The 13,342-nt window shown below is 66.9% G+C and carries 14 protein-coding genes and 1 pseudogene; 9 read left to right on the top strand and 6 right to left on the bottom strand.

Annotation, left to right across the window (positions count from 1 at the left end; genetic code table 11):
- Both HX774_RS06905 and HX774_RS06900 read left to right on the top strand, forming a co-directional pair.
- A partial coding sequence (locus HX774_RS06905; RefSeq protein WP_178825410.1) for a COQ9 family protein occupies positions 1 to 646 on the top strand: 646 nt, incomplete at its 5' end.
- Positions 606 to 1,118 carry an endonuclease domain-containing protein gene (locus HX774_RS06900; protein ID WP_370523365.1) on the top strand — a complete coding sequence of 171 codons (513 nt, stop codon included), beginning with the start codon at positions 606 to 608 and terminating at the stop codon, positions 1,116 to 1,118. The genes HX774_RS06905 and HX774_RS06900, both read left to right, overlap by 41 nt.
- A 77-nt stretch (positions 1,119 to 1,195) precedes the next feature.
- On the opposite strand, the gene HX774_RS06895 is transcribed toward HX774_RS06900, so the two are convergent.
- Both HX774_RS06895 and purE read right to left on the bottom strand, forming a co-directional pair.
- Complete coding sequence (locus tag HX774_RS06895; protein WP_178825408.1) at positions 1,196 to 2,284, bottom strand: 5-(carboxyamino)imidazole ribonucleotide synthase; 1,089 nt, start codon at positions 2,282 to 2,284, stop codon at positions 1,196 to 1,198.
- 1 nt (position 2,285) lies between these two features.
- On the bottom strand, positions 2,286 to 2,777 hold the full coding sequence (gene purE, locus HX774_RS06890) for a 5-(carboxyamino)imidazole ribonucleotide mutase (RefSeq protein WP_114816862.1): 492 nt from the start codon (positions 2,775 to 2,777) through the stop codon (positions 2,286 to 2,288).
- 128 nt (positions 2,778 to 2,905) lie between these two features.
- Between purE and HX774_RS06885 the strand changes: the two genes are divergently transcribed.
- Positions 2,906 to 3,481: a GGDEF domain-containing protein gene (locus tag HX774_RS06885; RefSeq protein WP_178825406.1), complete on the top strand. Its 576-nt coding sequence runs from the start codon at positions 2,906 to 2,908 to the stop codon at positions 3,479 to 3,481.
- On the top strand, positions 3,481 to 3,792 hold the full coding sequence (locus tag HX774_RS06880; protein WP_178825404.1) for a hypothetical protein: 312 nt from the start codon (positions 3,481 to 3,483) through the stop codon (positions 3,790 to 3,792). The genes HX774_RS06885 and HX774_RS06880 overlap by 1 nt, the downstream gene beginning before the upstream one ends.
- On the opposite strand, the gene HX774_RS06875 is transcribed toward HX774_RS06880, so the two are convergent.
- The 3 genes from HX774_RS06875 to HX774_RS06865 are packed head-to-tail and all read right to left on the bottom strand — an operon-like array spanning position 3,789 to position 5,137.
- A complete protein-coding gene (locus tag HX774_RS06875) occupies positions 3,789 to 4,013 on the bottom strand; it encodes a YdcH family protein (protein WP_114816863.1) in 225 nt (74 codons plus the stop codon). The two genes, HX774_RS06880 and HX774_RS06875, sit on opposite strands and share 4 nt — an antisense overlap.
- Positions 4,014 to 4,052: 39 nt before the next feature.
- Positions 4,053 to 4,520 (bottom strand): TIGR02444 family protein, encoded by a 468-nt coding sequence (locus tag HX774_RS06870; RefSeq protein WP_178825402.1) that lies wholly within the window; start codon positions 4,518 to 4,520, stop codon positions 4,053 to 4,055.
- Positions 4,517 to 5,137, bottom strand: a complete 621-nt coding sequence (locus HX774_RS06865) for a UbiX family flavin prenyltransferase (RefSeq protein WP_178825400.1) — start codon at positions 5,135 to 5,137, stop codon at positions 4,517 to 4,519. The genes HX774_RS06870 and HX774_RS06865 overlap by 4 nt, the downstream gene beginning before the upstream one ends.
- Positions 5,138 to 5,252: 115 nt before the next feature.
- Between HX774_RS06865 and HX774_RS06860 the strand changes: the two genes are divergently transcribed.
- From HX774_RS06860 to HX774_RS06840, 5 genes are all read left to right on the top strand, one after another.
- Positions 5,253 to 5,426: a YdcH family protein gene (locus HX774_RS06860; protein ID WP_114816866.1), complete on the top strand. Its 174-nt coding sequence runs from the start codon at positions 5,253 to 5,255 to the stop codon at positions 5,424 to 5,426.
- A gap of 135 nt (positions 5,427 to 5,561) precedes the next feature.
- Positions 5,562 to 6,173, top strand: coding sequence for an RNA polymerase sigma factor (locus HX774_RS06855; RefSeq protein WP_178825398.1), 612 nt, complete (start codon positions 5,562 to 5,564; stop codon positions 6,171 to 6,173).
- Entirely contained in the window at positions 6,145 to 7,101 is a 957-nt protein-coding gene (locus HX774_RS06850; RefSeq protein ID WP_178825396.1) for a FecR domain-containing protein, read from the top strand. The genes HX774_RS06855 and HX774_RS06850 overlap by 29 nt, the downstream gene beginning before the upstream one ends.
- Positions 7,102 to 7,205: 104 nt before the next feature.
- On the top strand, positions 7,206 to 10,520 hold the full coding sequence (locus HX774_RS06845; protein WP_178825395.1) for a TonB-dependent receptor: 3,315 nt from the start codon (positions 7,206 to 7,208) through the stop codon (positions 10,518 to 10,520).
- A gap of 161 nt (positions 10,521 to 10,681) precedes the next feature.
- Positions 10,682 to 11,947, top strand: a complete 1,266-nt coding sequence (locus HX774_RS06840) for a dicarboxylate/amino acid:cation symporter (protein ID WP_178825393.1) — start codon at positions 10,682 to 10,684, stop codon at positions 11,945 to 11,947.
- A gap of 234 nt (positions 11,948 to 12,181) precedes the next feature.
- On the opposite strand, the pseudogene HX774_RS06835 reads toward HX774_RS06840, so the two are convergent.
- Positions 12,182 to 13,342 (bottom strand): annotated as a pseudogene (locus HX774_RS06835) (peptidase); the annotation flags it as partial.

The raw sequence follows: 13,342 nt of genomic DNA, 5'->3' as shown, positions 1-13,342 counted from the left end.
GCCCAAGGACGACTGGGCTGTCCGTATGGAGCAGGCGGTGCTGGACGCCGCTATAGAACGCGCGCCCGCGCTAGGCTGGAACAGCCGTCTGGTGCGTGCGGCGTGCGAGGCCAACGGCCTGTCGCTGGGCGACGAGGAACTGCTGTTGCCGAACGGGGCGCGTGATCTGGCGGTTCTCCTGTCGCGGCGTCACGATTCGCGCGCCCTGAAAGCGCTGGAGGCGACGCCTGCCGAGACGATGAAGATTCGCCAGCGAATCGCCGCCGCCGTCTCGGCGCGGATGGAGGCGGGGGCCGAGGACATAGAGGCGGCCAAGCGCTGCGCCGGCTTTCTCAGTCTGCCGACCAATATCGACTTGGGCTTCAAGCTGGCCTGGGAGAGCGCGGACCATCTTTGGCGTTGGGCCGGGGACACGGCGACGGACCAGAACCACTATTCCAAGCGCGCTATCCTGGGCGGCATCCTGATTCCGGCCCTGACCATGCGCTGGTTCGAAGGGCGCGAGGCGGCGGAGGCCTTCGTCGCCCGTCGCATCGAGAACGTCATGGCCTTCGAGAAGTGGAAGGCGGGCAAGGATTTCGACGCCCCGCTGAAGGCGGTCACGGATGCCTTGGGACGGCTGCGGTACGGGGCGAAGGAAGTCTGAGCCTCCCTCTCCCGATGGGAGAGGGCTTGAGCGCACGAGAGCGAAGCGATCGTTCTGGCGCGAAAGGGTGAGGGTTCGTAGCTTGCCGTTGAGCGGCGCGGCTCGCACACTCTACTCCATGACATCCTCGCGAACCGACCGTGCGCGAGCGCTGCGCCAGTCCTCCGGTAGTGCCGAGGAGCGCGTCTGGTCCGCCGTGCGCGGGGGGCGCATCGACGGGCATAGGTTCCGCCGACAGCATCCTGTGGGATCGTACTTTGCTGATTTCGCTTGCGATCCACTACGCTTGATCATTGAGATCGATGGCGGCGTGCATCGGCTGGATGAGGTGGCAGCGCGCGACCTTGAGCGGCAGCAAGCGCTTGAGGCATTGGGCTGGACTGTGATCCGTGTGACCAATGACCAAGTCTATGAAGCGCCAGAGCGATTAATCGAAGCCGTAAGGTTGCACGCACAGCGTCTTCACGGCTGACCGCCGACCCTCACCCTTTCGCCTGGCGGATCGCCTGCGGCTCTCCGAGGCTCAAGCCCTCTCCCATTGGGAGAGGGTCAGAGAACCCGGTTCACGTGAGCCATCTTGCGGCCGGCGCGGGCCTCGGCCTTGCCGTAGAGGTGCAGGCGGGCCTTGGGTTCGGCGGCGAGCGTGCGCCATTCCTCGACCTCGTCGCCCAGCAGGTTGGTCATCTCGATGCAGGCGTGGGCTTCGGTCGGGCCCAGGGGCCAGCCGACGATGGCGCGGATGTGCTGCTCGAACTGGTCGCAGACGCAGCCGTCCTGGGTCCAGTGGCCGGTGTTGTGGACGCGCGGGGCGACCTCGTTCACCAGCAACTCGGGATTTCCGTCAGAATCGGCGCCCATGTCGAACAGCTCGATCCCCATGACGCCGACGTAGTCGAGGCCGTCGAGGACGGCGGCGGCGATCTCGACGGCGCGTCCTTGCGTCTTCGCATCGACGGCGGCGGGGGCCAGGGTGGTTTTCAGCACCCCGTTGGCGTGGATGTTCTCGCCCAGAGGATAGACGGCGACCGCGCCGTCACGGCCGCGCGCGGCGATCACCGACAGTTCGCGGTTGAAGACGGCGGCGGCTTCCAGAACGGCGGGGCGGCGACCGATGGCGTCGAAGGCGGCCTCGGCGTCGGCGGCGTCCCTGATCCAGACCTGGCCCTTGCCGTCATAGCCTTCGCGGCGGGTCTTCAGCAGGGCGGGCAGGCCAAGCGTCTCGATGGCGGTGGTGAGGTCATCCAGGGTCGAGACGGCGGCGAAGTCCACGGTCGCTGCGCCGACGGCGTTCAGATAGGTCTTCTCGTCCACCCGGTCCTGAGCCACGGCCAGGGCGGTCGGTCCCGGCGCGACCAGGGCGCCGGCCTCGGCCAGTTGCTCGACCGACAGGGCGGGCACGTTCTCGAACTCGAAGGTGACGACGTCGCACAGGCGACCGAGCGCCTGCAGCGCGTCTGGGTCGTCATAGGGGGCGGTGATCTGGGCGCGCGAGACGCGGGCGGCCGGGCAGTCGGGCTCGGGGTCGAGGATCACCACGTCGAAGCCGAGGCGCGAGGCGGCCTGGCTCAGCATCCGGCCCAACTGGCCCCCGCCGAGAATGCCGAGGGTCGATCCGGGGCTCAGGGGCAACTGGGGCAAGTCAGTCCTCGACGGTTTCGGCGACGGAAGCGGTCTGGGCGGCGCGGAAGGCGCTGAGGCGTTCGGCCAAGGCAGGGTCCGACAGAGCCAGGATCTGCGCGGCCAGGATGCCGGCGTTGGCGGCGCCCGCCTCGCCGATGGCCAGGGTGGCGACGGGCACGCCGCCGGGCATCTGGACGATGGAGAGCAGGCTATCCATGCCCTTTAGCGCCTTGGACTGGACCGGCACGCCGAGCACCGGCAGGTCGGTCATCGAGGCGGCCATGCCGGGCAGGTGGGCCGCGCCGCCGGCGCCGGCGATGATGACCTTGTGGCCATTGGCCTTGGCGTTCGTCGCGAAGTCATAGAGGCGCTGGGGCGTGCGGTGGGCGCTGACGACCTTGGCCTCCCAGGCGACGCCCAGCTGATCCAGGCGTTCGGCGGCCAGCTTCATCGTCGGCCAGTCGGAACGGCTGCCCATGATGATGGCGACAGGTGGCGTCGAGGCGGTCATGCGCGAAGGCTCCCCACACGGAAAGCGGCCCGTTACAGCACGCGCGTTGCGCCCGCAACCAAGGTCGCTAGAATCCCTGACGCTGCGAGGGCTGGATTCGGCCTTGATTCGCGGCGCCGGAGCCTGACTTGAGCCCATTGGCCGTCCCGACCGCAGAGGTGGATCTGCACGCCGAGATCGAACGGCTGCGCGCCGAGGTCGCAGCCCTGACCGCGCGCGCCGAGACGGCGGAGGCTTTGGCGGACCACGATGTTCTGACGCGGGCGCTGAACCGCCGCGGCTTCATGACGGTGCTGAACCGCAGCATGGCCTTCTGCCGCCGTCACGATGTTCAGGCGGTGTTGCTCTATCTCGATCTGGACGGGTTCAAGGGCGTCAACGACCGGCTGGGCCACGCCGCCGGGGACGCCGCCCTGGTGCGGGTCGCCGACCTGTTGCTGGAGAATGTGCGCGAATCCGACGCGGTCGGGCGGCTGGGCGGCGACGAGTTCGCGCTGCTGCTGCTGCACGCCGGGGTCGAGGAAGGCCGCGACAAGGCGCGACGCCTGGCCGAAACGCTCGAAGCCGACGGCTTCCAGTGGCAGGGCGAGCGCGCGGCCTTGCGCGGCTCGTTCGGCGTGCGTCCCTATGCGGGGCAGACCGATCCCGAGGTCTGGCTGTCCGAAGCCGACGCCGCCATGTGGTTGAGGAAGAAGGGCCGCTGATGGACTGGCCGACCGCACAACGCGAATGGATCGGCGCTGTGGTTGTGGTGGGTCTGACCTATGTGGATGCGGGTGGTGAGTTGCTGCGACAGGAGCAACTGCACGGTCTTATCGTGTCGATTGATCCTGAGGACGGTATCGAACTCGATTTATCGGGCAAGCGGCTGGGTGAGCGCTACTGGCTTCCGCCTGATCTAGGCGCCTTTGAAACCGCTCGACCCGGTGAGTATCGTTTGAGATCGACGGGCGAGATCGTTCGAGATCCAGATCTGCTCTCTAGTTGGACACTGCAGGCGCCAGCAGACAGCTAGGCGATGATGTCGGGCAGGATGCGGTCTTCGACCTTCACGATCTCGTCGCGCAGGGCCAGCTTCTTGCGCTTGAGGCGTGCGATCAGCAGTTGATCCTTGGCGGGCATGAGGTTCAGCGCCTCGATCGCGGCGTCGAGATCGGCGTGTTCCTGCTGAAGCGTTTTCAGCTCGGCGCGAAGCCGCTTGTCCTCGACGGACAGGAAGGGTTGGTCATCGTTCATGGTGGGCCCCGGACGTCACTGCTTATAGCCGACCAGCGGTCAGGCGGGAAGGCGATCCGCCAGGATCGTCAGCGCCGGGCGCGGCACAACCCGCGTCCACATCCGCGCGGTCTCCGCCAGACCATCGATGGCGCGACGCGGGGCGCCCGAGGGCGCGGGGGCCAGGCTTTCCAACTCCAGCATCAGGCGGCGCTCGGCGTCCAGCTCCAGCGTCTTGACCTGTTGGCGCAGGGCCTCGCGGTGGTCGTGGTCAATGTCGGGGACAGGGGCCTTCAGCGTGCGGCGAACGGCGCGAAGCTGGCTGACGATGACGGTGTCATAGGCGCGGGCCGCGTCGCAGGCGGCCTCGATGGTTTCCTCGTCCGGGCGGCGGCCGGTGACGGCGACCCAGGCGGCCCAGAGCAGCAGGGGCACGTTCTGTTCGTGGTGGTCCTGCAAGCTCAGGCAGGTCTCGGCCACGCCCGGCGCCTTGTAGGCCGTCAGGGTCCAGGTCCACAGGTCGCTCACGCGCGCGTCGCCCCGGTCTTCAGGCCTTCCCAGCGGCGCACGGCCGACCAGTCCAGACCGAACAGGTCCAGCGCCCGGCCGACCGACTGGTCCACCATCTCGGCGATCGAATCAGGCCGGGCGTAGAAGGCGGGCAGGGGCGGGGCGATGGTCGCGCCCATCTCGGCCAGCGCCGTCATGGTGCGCAGGTGGCCCAGGTGCAGCGGCGTCTCGCGCACCATCAGCACCAGCGGGCGACGCTCCTTCAGCACCACGTCGGCGGCGCGGGTCAGCAGCGTCGAGGTCACGCCGGTGGCGATCTCGCTCATGGTCCTGACAGAACAGGGGGCGACGATCATGCCGAGCGTGCGGAACGAGCCCGAGGCGATGGCGGCGCCGACGTCGCCCAGCTTGTAGGTCACATCCGCCTTCGACATCAGGTCGTCGGGGCTCATATCCGTTTCCTGCGACAAGGTGAGCAGGGCGGCCTTGGTGACGACCAGATGGCTCTCCACGCCCAGTTCGCGCAGGGCGTCCAGCATCCGCGCGCCATAGACGACGCCGGAAGCGCCAGAGATTCCAACGACCAACCGCGACGGTTTCGGGTTCCGTATGGTCGAGTTCACATCATCGGCCATTTTGACTTCCACAGTCTCCGTGTTCGGAACGACGGAGGGTCACTGCAATGTGATTCCACAGGCCGTCGTTCCGGGCGTTCTGTGTAGTGGTCCCTTAGACATGGAGGCGCAAGCCATGACCATTGAGGCTCGTATTCGCGAACTGGGAAATCGGCACCGTTCGCTGGATGAGACGATCCAGCAGGAGGCGCGCAGACCCACCGCGGACCCGATCCAGATCAGGGAGCTCAAGCAGCGAAAGCTCAGGCTGAAGGAAGAGATCACTAGTCTGGAGGCCAGGACTCACTAGGCCTCCCCCATTCAATAACGCCAAGCCCCGCAGGTCCGCCTGCGGGGCTTTTTGCGGCATGACTCAGGCGAGCGGGCTTCTGGTCGCTTTGAAGGGCGGGGTGGAAAATAGAAGTTGAATCCCACAGCCCCCCTCATGCAGAAGCGGGGCATGGGGGTTTCTGACGAACGGGCGCTGTGGCTTGCCACGCATGTGATGCCGCACGAGCCGGCGGTGCGCGGCTGGCTGCGCCGTGGGCGCCAGGCCGAGTTCGACGTCGACGACATCATCCAGGAAGCCTACGCCAAGCTGGTGACGGTCGCCGACGTGTCGGAAATCCGCAACGTCCGGGCCTATTTCTTCCGCACGGCCTATTCGGTTCTGGTCAGCCGGGTGCGCCGCAAGAGCGTGGTGTCGATCCGCTCCCTGGCCGAGGTCGAGAGCCTGCAACTGGCGGTCGATGAACTGACGCCGGAAGACACGGTCATGGCCCGCAACGAGCTTCAGGTGCTGGCCGAGATGATTTCTCGTCTGCCGGAAAAAACGCGAAAGATATTCCTTTTGAGCCGGGTTTCAGGGCTTTCGCAGAAGGAAGTTTCGCGTCGGACCGGGATTGCGGAAAGCACGGTCGAAAAACACATCGCCAAGGGGCTGGGCTTGTTGATGGCCGCCTACGCCAATGGCGGATTTGGCGCGGTGGTCGCGTCTAAGTCTGAGAAACAACAACGCGGTAAGGTTCATGGTCAGGCAGACAAGCCAGGAGGTTGAGCGCGCGGCTTGCCTCTGGGCGGCGCGGCTTGATGATGGACCGCTGTCCCCGGCGGATCAGGCCGAGCTGGACGCCTGGCTGGAAGGCGACGTGCGGCGCCTGGGCGCCTTTGCGCGGGCGCGGGCCGTGGCGGTTCACAGCCGCAGGGCGGCGGCGCTGGAGGCCGGGGCCATTCCGTTCACGCGCGCGACGCCCAAGCCGTCTATCAGCCGGCGCGGCCTGATCGCCGCCTCGGTTTCCGTGGTCGCGGTCGGCGGCGCCGGCGCGCTGGCCGCCTGGCAGCGCCGCGCTCAACCCTTCGAGACCCGCATGGGCGAGACGCGCGTCGTGCCGCTGGACGACGGGTCGGTGATGACGCTGAACACCCTGTCCGATGGCGACGTCCGCTATAACCGCAAGGCGCGCGAGATCGTGCTGAACACCGGCGAGGCCCTGTTCAATGTGGTCGCCGACGCCAGCCGTCCCTTCATGGTGCGCTCGGGCGAGGCGGCGGTGATCGCCAATGGCGCCAGCTTCCTGGTGCGGCGGCTGGGCCGGTCGCCCTTGCAGGTGGTGTCCTTCGGCGGCGAGGTCGAGCTGAACGGCCCGCACGGCGAGGGGCTGGAACTGGCCGCCAATACCCGCGCCTTTCTGTCCGACGGCGCGCCGCCGGTGCGTACAGGCGAGATTGACGCTGATCGGGAGCTGGCCTGGCGCCATGGCCGCATCCAGCTGGAAGACGAGACCCTGATGCGCGCCGCGCGGGAGTTCGCGCGCTATAATCCCACCCGCATCGTGCCCGCCGATCCCCTGGTGGCGAGCCTGCGGATCACCGGCCTGTTCGTAGCCAACGACCCCGTCAGCTTCGCCCGCGCGGCGGCCGGGAGCCTGGACCTGGACGTGGCGGTGAACGCCGAGGAAATCCGTCTCAGCCGCCGTCAGGTCTAAATTCCGACCACGAATTGCTTTTTTTGGAGGATTCGGACGCGCCCCGCGTCTTGGAGGAGATCCGTCGCACGGCGGACGTCCAAAAAAGTACAAGGGTCGGGGTTATGAAAGCGTCTTGGAAGCAGGGCCTGGCGGGCAGCGCCGCAGGGTTGGCGCTGTTGTTTGCGGCAAATGGCGGTATGGCCCAGGATCGGACGTTCGACGTCCCGGCCCAGCCGATCAGCCAGGCCATCACGGAGCTGGCGCGTCAGGCCGGCGTGCAGATTTCGGCGCCGACGGCGCATCTGGCGGGCGTTCGCACCCGCGCCGTCACCGGCGTCATGGATGTCGAGGCGGCGGTGAACCTGCTGATCCAGGGCACGGATCTGGAGATCGTCAGCCACGAGGGATCGACCTTCGTCCTGCGCCAGCGCCCAAAGATGGAAGAGGCGGCCCAGGTCGACGAAGTCGTGGTGGTGGGCAGCCGTATTAAGGGCACGCGCATCAACGAAGCCCTGCCGGTGACGGTGATCGGCGCCCAGGACATCGACGCCATCGGCGCCGTGGACGGCGACGACCTGTACCGCGCCATTTCGCAGGCGGGCGACGTCAACTTCAACGACGCCGACACCGACAACGGCGGCATCAACAGCGCGCGCGGCGACGTGGCCTCGATCGACCTGCGGGCGCTGGGTACCGGCAACACCCTGGCGCTGCTGAACGGCCGCCGCCTGGTGGCTCACCCGGGCACCCAGATCGAAAACTATGTGCCGGTCACGACCGTCAACACCAACTCCATCCCCGTGATGGGCGTCCAGCGCGTCGAGGTCCTGGCCGACGGGGCCGCCGCCCTGTTCGGCACGGACGCGGTGGCGGGCGTGGTCAATACGGTGCTGCGCGGCAACTTCAACGGCCTGACCGTGCAGTCCGGCATCGGGCGTGATGAAGGCGGGATGGAGGAGTATTCCTTCAACTTCCAGGCCGGCAAGGACTTCAACGACGGCCGCACCAACATCTCGGTGATGGGCGACTATCTGACCCGCGACGCCCTGTTCATCTGGGAGCGCGACTACGCCACCGTCGAGGGCCGCATCAACCGCTTCGGCGACCGGGCCACGGGTCTGGACTACGTCACCTACAGCTCCATCACGGCCTGGGCTGAAGGCTTCCGCCTTGATCCGGGCACCTATGCCCCTGGCAAGGCGACGACGACCGTAGGCGGCAAGCCGCTGACGGCCTCGGCCGGTTCGTTCCATATTCAGCCGGGGACGAACCCGGGCTGCGTGGCGGCGGGCTTCGTGGCCGGCACCTGCTTCGATAACTCGACTCTGTCGTTGACGACGGCGACGGGCAACGAAGATCAGAACCTGCGCTACGACCTCGACACCATGCGGACGATCAGCTCCGCAGTTGATCGCGCCAACCTGTTCACCTTCATCAACCACCAGTTCGACAACGGCATCGAGGCCTTTGGCGAGATCGGCTATTATCAGGCCAGCACTTGGTCGCAGCGCCAGCAGGACACGCCGCTGGACTTCCAGCGCGTGCTGATGTCGCCGACGGCCTACTGGAACCCGCTGGGGGCCGAGGGCGTCACCGCGCGTCTGCCGGGTCTGATCGTGGCCGGCGCCGGCTCAGTGCCGCTGTCGGGCGCAGGGATCGAGATCAAGGACTATCGTTTCGCCGACCTGGGCTATCGCGCCGTCGACGTTGAAAACGTCACGACCCGCTTTGTCGGCGGGCTGCGCGGCCAGTTCCGCGGCTTCGACTGGGAAAGCGCGCTGCTCTACTCCAAGGCGCGCACCGAAGACGAAATGGACGGCGTCAGCATGACCGGCCTGCAAGCCGCCATCAACAAGACGACGCCCGACGCCTACAACCCCTTCGTCGGCGGCGACCTGAACAATCCGCGCAACGCCGTCTTCGGCGTGAACAATCAGGCCACCATCGACAGCTTCCTGGTCCGGGTCGGCCGCACGGCGGAAACCGAGCTGATGCAGTGGGACTTCCACGTCTCGCGCCCCGACATCTACACGCTGCCGGGCGGCGATGTGGGCCTGGCCGCCGGCATCGAGGCGCGTCGTGAGAGCTTCACCGAAGACCGCGACGACCGTCTGGACGGCACCATCACCTTCACGGATCTGGCCGGCGCCGTCAGCCAGTCGGACATCATGGGCGTGACCTACACCCCGGACAGCTCGGGCGCGCGCAACGTCTATTCGGCCTTCGCCGAACTGGCGATCCCGGTCGTCTCGCCCGAGATGAACATCCCCTTCGTCAAGTCGATCGACATGCAGGTGGCGGGTCGTCTTGAGGACTATTCCCTGTTCGGTCTGGTGGGGGCGCCCAAGGTAGCCTTGGCCTATCGTCCGAATGACTGGCTGATGTTCCGCACCGCCTGGTCCAAGGGCTTCCGCGCGCCGAACCTGACGCAACTGCATCAGCCGGACTTCCAGCGCTCGAACTCGCGTCGAGACTACGCCGCCTGCGCCGTTCAGGTGGCCATCGGCGCCATTCCCAACCTGTCGGCCACCAACGACTACTGCTCGTCGGAATCGCGGATCGAGAACCGCGCCGGCAACCCGGACCTGAAGCCCGAGCGCTCGGAAAACCTCAGCGCCGGCCTCGTGTTCGAGCCCAAGCTGTGGTCCGCCGACTATGGCGTCCTGACCTTCGCGGTGGACTACTGGAAGATCAACCAGACCGATCTGGTCGGCATCTTCGGCGCCACCAACCAGCTGATTATGGACTATTACCTGCGCGAGATCGGCAGCTTCAACGAGAACGTGGTGCGTGCTGCGCCCGACGCTCAGCAGATCGCCGATGGTTTGGCCGCCGGTCTGGCTCCGGTCGGCACCATCCTGTCGATCAAGGACGACTACCTGAACCTGCAGCCGCGCGAATCTGAAGGCGTGGACTACCGGATGCACTACAGCCTGCGCGACACGCCGGTCGGTTCCTTCACCTGGACCGTCAACGTCAGCCAGTGGCTGAAGCTGTATCAGGAGGCCAATGAGAACCACCAGATGCTGCTGGACGGCCTCAAGGAAGGCGTCATTTCGGGCGTCACCGTCTCGGGCGTCGAGGAACTGGTGCGTCGTAACGGCCGTCCTCAGTGGAAGGCCTCGTCGAGCCTGACCTGGGACAATGGTCCGTGGAGCACGGGTCTCTATTCCAGCTACGTCAGCGATTACTACGACACCTCGGCTACCCTGGCGGGCACTGAGGATTACTGGGTCGTCGAGGACTGGCTGACCCACAACCTCTACGTCCAGTACGAGTTCGAGAGCGGTCGCATGGAAGGCACGCGCCTTCGCGTCGGCGCGCGCAACATCACGAACGAAGACCCGCCGCTGGCCAACGAACGTTACGGCTATGACGGCAGCGTCCACTCGAACCGTGGTCGCTGGTGGTATGCGACGATCCGGAAGGAATTCTGATCTAGTCGCGAGGGTCGATTGGCTTTAGCTAAGATCTGAACGAGGCGGGGCAGCGGACATTCGATCGTCTGCTGCCCCGCTTTTGTATGAACGGATGAGGCTCATACGGTCGGGGGGAAATGTTCCGGCGGGGTGAGTCGAGTACAGTTGGAACGTTGAATATGAACCGAATATTCGCCTATCTCATCATCGGCGCCATGATCCTTGGCGTGCTGGTCGGCTGGGGCGTCAACCAGTACCTCAGCGCCGATCAGGCGGCGGCGGCGGCGACGAATCTGTCGCTGATCACCGACGTCTTCCTGCGTCTGATCAAGATGATCATCGCGCCGCTGGTGTTTACGACCCTGGTGGCGGGCATCGCCCACATGGAAGACGCCGCATCGGTCGGGCGCATCGGCGTCAAGACCATGACCTGGTTCATCGGCGCCTCGGTGGTGTCGCTGCTGCTGGGCCTGGTGATGGTGCAACTGTTGCAGCCGGGCGCAGGCATGGACCTGCCGCAGGCGGCGCTGGCGACGGCTCCGGCGGCTTCGACCGACGCTTTCTCGCTGCACGGCTTCGTGACGCACCTGGTGCCGACGTCGATCTTTGACGCCATGGCCAAGAACGAGATCCTGCAGATCGTGGTCTTCTCCCTGTTCGTGGGCACGGCGGTCGCCGCCCTGGACGACAAGGCGCCGGCGGTGCTGAACCTGGTCGAACAGGCCGCCAGCATCATGCTGAAGGTCACTGAGTTTGTGATGAAGCTGGCTCCGCTGGCCATCTTCGCCGCCCTGGCCTCGACCATCGCCACGCAGGGGCTGGAGATGCTGGCCGTCTACGCCAAGTTCGTGCTGGGCTTCTATGGCTCCATGGGCCTGCTGTGGGGTCTGCTGTTCCTGGCGGCCGCCGCCGTGTTGGGCCGTCGCGTCATTCCGCTGTTCAAGGTGATCCGCACCCCGGCCTTGCTGGCCTTCTCGACCGCCAGCTCGGAAGCCGCCTATCCGCGTATCCTGGACGCCCTGCCGACCGTGGGCGTGCGTCGCCGCATCGTCAGCTTCGTCCTGCCGCTGGGCTATTCGTTCAACCTCGACGGCTCGATGCTCTATTGCACCTTCGCCACCATGTTCATCATGCAGGCGCACGGAGTTCACCTGAGCGTCTCGCAGCAGGTCTTCATGCTGCTGCTGCTGATGGTGACGTCCAAGGGCATCGCCGGCATCCCGCGCGCCTCGCTGGTGGTCATCATGGCGACCCTGACCTACTTCGGTCTGCCGGAAGCCTGGATCGCCATCGTCCTGGGCGTCGACCACCTGCTCGACATGGGCCGCTCGGCCACCAATGTGGTCGGCAACTCCGTCGCCGCCGCCGTGGTCGCCAAGTGGGAAGGCGAGCTGGACGATATCCCCGAGGGCGGGCCGGACGCGCCCCAGGTCGCGACCGCCTAGGTTACTCAGGCGCTGAAAATGAAACGGCCGCCCCAGGGATGGGGCGGCCGTTTTGCTGTGCGGCGGTGATTAGCTTCCTTGCAGTCATTCCGGGGCGCGAAGCGAACCCGGAACCCAGGCGACTGAACCTGACGCGTCGCCTGTCTGATGAAGCGCCTGGGCCCCGGATCGGCCCTGCGGCCGTCCGGGGTGACGGCGGCTAGGGCGGCCCGGTCAGGGCCGCCGTCGCCGTTCCTATTCCTCCGCGCTGACCGCCGGCCCGTAGAAGAGGGCGTTGAACAGCAGGCGGACCGAGGACCGGGCCTGGGCGCGGTTGACCACGTCGGGGCCGAGCACGATGACGCGGCCTTCGCCGTGCGGCAGGTCCAGAACGGCGTCCGAACCGGCCAGCTTCTGCTTGCCGATGGCCCAGCCGCTGGCGACCGCGACCTGCTCAGGATAGCGGACGATTGAGCCGGTTTCGCCGGTGCGGCGGAAGCCCGAGTTGCGGTTGAAGAAGACGTTCATCTGGGCCGGGGCGCCGAAGGCCAGCGGCTGACGATTGTCGACCTCGGTCTTCAGCACGGCGCCGGGGATGAAGAAGTCGGTCGAGGCCGGAGCCTTGCCGTCGGCGCCCAGAAGAACGTCCTGAACCGGCGCGCCCATGGCCGTGGCCAGGCGGTGGGCCGAGCCGATGGTCACGACGCTGCCGCCGCCGCGCACGAAGGCGTCGAGTTGCGGCACCGTCTTGTCGGCGGTGATGTGACCCAGCCAGCTGCGGTACTCGGCCGGGATGGACTCGGGCTCCGGCTGACCGCGCTGGGCCGCCGCCGACAGGTCCGCAGGGATCATGTCCGAGGCGAAGACCAGGACGTCGAAGTCCCTGGCCAGATCGCCCGCGTCCAGACGCTGCGGATAGACCACTTCGAACGGGTACTCGAACTGCTCCAGCATCCAGCGGGTCCAGCCCGAGGCCATGGAGCCGCCGTAGCGGTCAACCAGGCCGACGCGCACCGGCTTCAGCGCGATCTTGTCGCCGCCGGGGGCGCGAGCGGCGGCATGGGCGTTCAGGCCCAGGTCGCGTACGGCGGCCTCGACGATGGGACGCGCCGCATCGCTGGCCGGAATCCACAGGGCGCCGGGGGCCAGTGTCTGACGGCCCGCGGGGGTCTCGCCTTCCTGCCAGAAGACCGGCACGCCGGCCTTCAGCAGACGGTTGGACAGGATGTAGCCGTTGACCGGGGCGTGATCGATCAGCCAGCCGGCGCGGCCCGAGCCTTCGATCTTGCCAGGCGGCGTGGCCATGACGTCGGCGACACGCTCGGTCGGGGCCTCGAAGCCGTCGAGGATGCGGTCGAACTTCACGCCCATCTGCAAGGCCAGCGTATAGCCGGTGGCGTCATAGGGCAGGGCGGG

Origin of the sequence: Brevundimonas sp. P7753, assembly GCF_013386595.1 — a bacterium.
In the GTDB taxonomy this organism is placed as follows: Bacteria; Pseudomonadota; Alphaproteobacteria; order Caulobacterales; family Caulobacteraceae; genus Brevundimonas; species Brevundimonas bullata.
Note: the sequence above shows the minus strand (reverse complement) of the source record. Positions and strands in the feature narration are given on the sequence as shown.

What these genes read in the sequence shown, in the direction of transcription:
- HX774_RS06845 (WP_178825395.1), top strand. Translation starts at nt 7,206, where the DNA reads ATGAAAGCGTCTTGGAAGCAGGGCCTGGCGGGCAGCGCCGCAGGGTTG.
- HX774_RS06880 (WP_178825404.1), top strand. Translation starts at nt 3,481, where the DNA reads ATGGACTGGCCGACCGCACAACGCGAATGGATCGGCGCTGTGGTTGTG.
- HX774_RS06855 (WP_178825398.1), top strand. Translation starts at nt 5,562, where the DNA reads ATGCAGAAGCGGGGCATGGGGGTTTCTGACGAACGGGCGCTGTGGCTT.
- HX774_RS06850 (WP_178825396.1), top strand. Translation starts at nt 6,145, where the DNA reads ATGGTCAGGCAGACAAGCCAGGAGGTTGAGCGCGCGGCTTGCCTCTGG.
- HX774_RS06860 (WP_114816866.1), top strand. Translation starts at nt 5,253, where the DNA reads ATGACCATTGAGGCTCGTATTCGCGAACTGGGAAATCGGCACCGTTCG.
- HX774_RS06840 (WP_178825393.1), top strand. Translation starts at nt 10,682, where the DNA reads ATGAACCGAATATTCGCCTATCTCATCATCGGCGCCATGATCCTTGGC.
- HX774_RS06900 (WP_370523365.1), top strand. Translation starts at nt 606, where the DNA reads ATGCCTTGGGACGGCTGCGGTACGGGGCGAAGGAAGTCTGAGCCTCCC.
- purE (WP_114816862.1), bottom strand. Translation starts at nt 2,777, where the DNA reads ATGACCGCCTCGACGCCACCTGTCGCCATCATCATGGGCAGCCGTTCC.
- HX774_RS06865 (WP_178825400.1), bottom strand. Translation starts at nt 5,137, where the DNA reads ATGGCCGATGATGTGAACTCGACCATACGGAACCCGAAACCGTCGCGG.
- HX774_RS06875 (WP_114816863.1), bottom strand. Translation starts at nt 4,013, where the DNA reads ATGAACGATGACCAACCCTTCCTGTCCGTCGAGGACAAGCGGCTTCGC.